Annotated in this window: 4 protein-coding genes; 2 read left to right on the forward strand and 2 right to left on the reverse strand. The window is 29.1% G+C overall.

Annotated features, from left to right (window positions below; all coding sequences use genetic code 11):
• Window positions 1-75 precede the first annotated feature (75 nt).
• The gene (locus AC15TD_RS08440) at window positions 76-444 is read right to left on the reverse strand and encodes a hypothetical protein (RefSeq protein WP_484451701.1); all 369 of its coding nucleotides are present in this window, start codon (window positions 442-444) and stop codon (window positions 76-78) included.
• A gap of 290 nt (window positions 445-734) precedes the next feature.
• Here AC15TD_RS08440 and AC15TD_RS08445 point away from each other — a divergent pair, with 290 nt between their 5' ends.
• Both AC15TD_RS08445 and AC15TD_RS08450 read left to right on the forward strand, forming a co-directional pair.
• A complete protein-coding gene (locus AC15TD_RS08445; protein ID WP_484451702.1) occupies window positions 735-1,796 on the forward strand; it encodes a phage integrase SAM-like domain-containing protein in 1,062 nt (353 codons plus the stop codon).
• A gap of 446 nt (window positions 1,797-2,242) precedes the next feature.
• Window positions 2,243-3,076 carry a DUF4382 domain-containing protein gene (locus tag AC15TD_RS08450; protein WP_484451703.1) on the forward strand — a complete coding sequence of 278 codons (834 nt, stop codon included), beginning with the start codon at window positions 2,243-2,245 and terminating at the stop codon, window positions 3,074-3,076.
• A 404-nt stretch (window positions 3,077-3,480) separates the two neighbouring features.
• Here the strand turns inward: AC15TD_RS08450 and AC15TD_RS08455 are convergent, their stop codons facing one another.
• Entirely contained in the window at window positions 3,481-3,630 is a 150-nt protein-coding gene (locus AC15TD_RS08455) for a PspC domain-containing protein (RefSeq protein WP_484451704.1), read from the reverse strand.
• Between the last annotated feature and the right edge of the window lie 581 nt (window positions 3,631-4,211).

Genomic DNA, 4,211 nt, shown 5'->3' on the forward strand with positions numbered 1-4,211 from the left:
AGCGTTAAACTTTGGTTAATGGCTTCAAAAAGTAAAGCAACGAAAAGCATCCTAGATACGGGATGCTTTTTTGTTTTAGGGCTTTTTGTTTGATGACAATACCCTATTCTTATTTGATCGGATAATCTGAATAAATTTGATGATAAAAATTATTTTTAGAGTTATTCCCAAAACAATTAAATAGATTGGTTTAATCAGGTTTTGTTCTACACCCTTCAGGTACAGGCCTGTAAAAAACAACAATAGTCCAACAGCTAAAATAAAAAGCTCTGTTCCTGGTTTATATTCCCCATTTCTCGCTTTTAAAATGATGTAAATTAGCTTACATGTAACACCAGTAATAATGATAGCTAATCCAATGACTTCCAGCTGTGTTATTTTTTTAAGAAGAATACCAACTACTAATAAAATAATCCCTAGGAATAATAATGACTTTGATTGCATAGTATGTCTTTTAAAGGCTAAAGTATTATATAACATAGTCTTTAAGAATGACATTTATCATGTAAATTAAATTACTTAACTACTAGTAGAAGTTTTGCTTTTACTTTATAGAAAATCTAGATGCTTTTTTGTTTTGGAGGACTTTGTGTTTTTTCTACCTAATTATACTGTATGAAATAACTTTACAAGGTTTTATTCATTTATTACACTTAAATTTTTTCTTCTAAAAAGACACCTGTGAGGTTACCCATAAATTTCAAAAGACACCCATTAATTTAAAATACAAAATCATGAAAATCAATATATTATTTAATATTAATAAGCGTAAACTCAATAGTAAAGGTTTATGCGTCATAATGTGTAGAATAACTTATAACAAGGTTAGAAAGACATTTAGCACAGGATTATTCATTAATCCACTTCTTTGGAACAGCAAACAACAAGTAGTTAAACCACCAGAACCTGATGCAGAATTACTAAACACACAATTGAGCCTGATAAGAACAAAACTTAGTCAGGCTTTTTTATTTCTACAAGTTAGAGGAAGTGATTTTACCGTAGATGATATCTATAAGCAATACAAAGGAGAAACCAACAAAAAAGAGTTTGGTGTTATGGAAGTTTATAACTTACATAGTGCTAGAATTAAGAAGCTAATAGGTATAGACATACAGATGGTTACGTACCAAAAGTATTTAGAATCTGGAGTGCATTTACAAAGCTTTATTAAACATAAATTCAAGGCTAAAGGCATCCAGTTAAAGGCTCTTAAAAGCAGTTTTATAGAACATTATGAGTATTATCTTAAAACAGAGAAAAAGTTCCAACAAAGCACCCTAAATAAGGCTATACAGAGGTTTAGAAAGGTAATTAGATATGCTTTAGCTGAAGATTATTTAGCTAAAGACCCTTTTATGTTATACAAGGCTAAACGTATTAAAAAAGAGGTGTTGTTTTTATCGCCTGAACAACTAAAAAAACTTGAAGTAACTAACTTTAAAATCAAGGGAATCCAACAGATTAAAGACATGTTTTTGTTTTGTTGTTATACAGGATTGGGTTTTAAAGAAATGGTTAATCTGAAGAAGCAGAATATTACAACTGAGTTTGATGGAGAGTTGTGGTTAAACATTTATAGAAATAAAACAACTAGAAGCTATAAAGTCCCATTATTACCAAAAGCTAAAGAGATTAAGGAGCAGTATGATGATGAAACTAGTGAGTATGTGTTTCCAAGAATGAGCAATACTAAGTTTAATGGGTATTTAAAGGAAATTGCTGATTTTGTTGGTGCAGAATTTAATTTAACCCATCATATTGCTAGAAAGACTTTTGCCAATACAGTATTGTAATTTAATAATGTACCAATGGAAGTTGTTAGTAGTTTGTTAGGTCATAGTAAAATGCAAACTACTCAAGAAAGCTATGGTAAAGTAGTTGAAAAGAGGATTAGTTTAGAGATGAAAAGGTTAAATTCTAAAAGATAATTTAGGACTCTGTGTCTTATAGCTAATTTTTGTAACATTTTAATTATTAAATAGGTGTATTGACTTGATGCTGTTTAAAAATATATCTACTAGTCGAGCAATTAATCAGTTCCGTTGGAACCGTAAAAAAGACTATCAAAAAAGGCAGTTTTTTTATTTTATAGAATAAGGATTTTTGGCATGAAACTGTTATATGGGTAGTACAACGATTAAAAATGAACCCTTGAATTGTAGTTTAACGAAAATTGGTATTAATTCTTGGATTAATTTATGATGATTTTTAATATTGAACTTAATTAAAAAATAATAATATGAAAAATTTAAAAGCTATTTTGATTTTAGGAATTGCTTTAATTACTTTAGCATCTGTACAAAGCTGTGATAACAATGATGATAAAACAGCAAGAGTACAATTAAAGTTAATTGACGCACCGGGTGATTATTTAGAAGTTAATGTTGAAATTATAGACATTCAATATAACACAACTGATGGAGAGGAAGGTTGGCAGAGTTTTACTCCTGTAAATGGCTACCCAATCAATGTGGATTTAACAGAACTTATAGCAGGAAACAGCCTTTTGTTATCAGACCAGCTTATTCCAGCTGGTATGTTAAAACAAATAAGATTGGTGTTAAGCGAAAACAATACCCTAGTTATAGAAGGAGAAAACTCAGAAGCAGGAGAACCAATTCATCTTGATACCCCGAGTGCTTTACAATCAGGATTAAAATTAAATTTAGATACAGAATTAGAAGGGGGATTTTCTTATACTTTTATACTTGATTGGAATATACAAGAATCTGTTGTAGAAGCAGGAAATTCTGACATGTATAATTTAAAGCCTGTAATTAAGGTAAATGCAGAAGTTAATTCAGGTTCTATTAGTGGAAATATTGTTGAAACAGTTGAAGAAGCTTTAGTGGCTATGGAAAATGTTTCAGTTGAAGTTTATACAACTGCTGATGTTTTAGTAACAGAGACATTAACTGATGTTAACGGTTATTTTTTGCTTCAAGGACTTGGTGCTGGGGATTATAAATTAAAGATTACTCAAGAAGGATATCAAGAATATGAATCTGAAGTAATAGAAGTATCTATTGGGAATATTCAAGAAGCAGGAACCATAGAACTGATTTTGGAATAATACTATCGATAGTCAACTTATTACCTTAACTGAATTTATTTACTTATGGTATTTTAGAAGCCACATTAACTTGTGGCTTTTTTGTTTATATAGGTATCGTTATAGCAATAATTTCAATCCTCAAAATAGAGGTGTTGAAAAAGAACTTGCTATCCTGAAATGTAAAGTAATCTAATATTTTGGTGTTTAGTCGTATAATTATTTAGTAGTAAATAATAAAATGTACTATTAATTTACCATAACATAAGTAAGTTAAGTTCATGGTAGATTTGGGGCAAAAAAAGGTGAACATCTGTTCGCCTTTTTTTATACAATAAAGTTGTTTAGATGTGTTTCAATAAGATTGTCCAAAAGAAAATTAGTTTAAAGATGAATAGATTAAAGGGAAGTGTTTAGCTTCCCTTTTATTTTGAAAACATTTTAACTATCCAAAGAATTAAATAAAGTCCAATACCAACTCCAAAGAATAATACTGATACAACAAAAGCAATACGGATATGAGATGTTTTCCAACCTAATTTACCGCTTAGCCATTCTGAAACTCCTAAAATCATAATTTTATTTTAATTTATTTTAAATCAAATATAAACAAATAAGGTTGTTATATGATGCAGTCTACTCAAGTTAGTTATGCAAGTGTTGTTCAAAAAGGATTAGTTTAGAGATGGAGAGGTAATAGGGAAGTTGTTTGAGTAAGATGAAGTAGTTTGGTTTCTACGCAATTTTAAGAAAGTGCGTTTTTTAGTAGGTTAATGGATATTTATATAGGTAAATAGTGCAAAAACCACAGTTAATAGTATTATAGTTACAAGATTAATAATAATTATTGTAATACTTTTAAAAAAGGATTTCAGAATAGGCTGTTGATATAAACGGCGATGTGCAGGGAAATAATAATAAATCATCCAAAACACTCCTGCAGATTTTAAACTAAAATTAAACCAATCAACTAAAGGGTTTTTGCCTAATAACGGGATAAGTTTATTTATAAAAAATAATATTAAAATAAGCAAAAGTATAAAGGAGAAATAATGAAGGGTAAAAATACTGTGATCAAAATAATACCATTTTTTCTTATTGTGAAAAAGCCATAATATAAATGCGAAAACGGGCATATACAGGAACAATACTTTTG

The organism is Yeosuana sp. (assembly GCF_057126245.1).

Coding starts and splice junctions, on each gene's coding strand:
- AC15TD_RS08445 (WP_484451702.1), top strand. CDS start 735: ATGAAAATCAATATATTATTTAATATTAATAAGCGTAAACTCAATAGT.
- AC15TD_RS08440 (WP_484451701.1), bottom strand. CDS start 444: ATGCAATCAAAGTCATTATTATTCCTAGGGATTATTTTATTAGTAGTT.
- AC15TD_RS08450 (WP_484451703.1), top strand. CDS start 2,243: ATGAAAAATTTAAAAGCTATTTTGATTTTAGGAATTGCTTTAATTACT.
- AC15TD_RS08455 (WP_484451704.1), bottom strand. CDS start 3,630: ATGATTTTAGGAGTTTCAGAATGGCTAAGCGGTAAATTAGGTTGGAAA.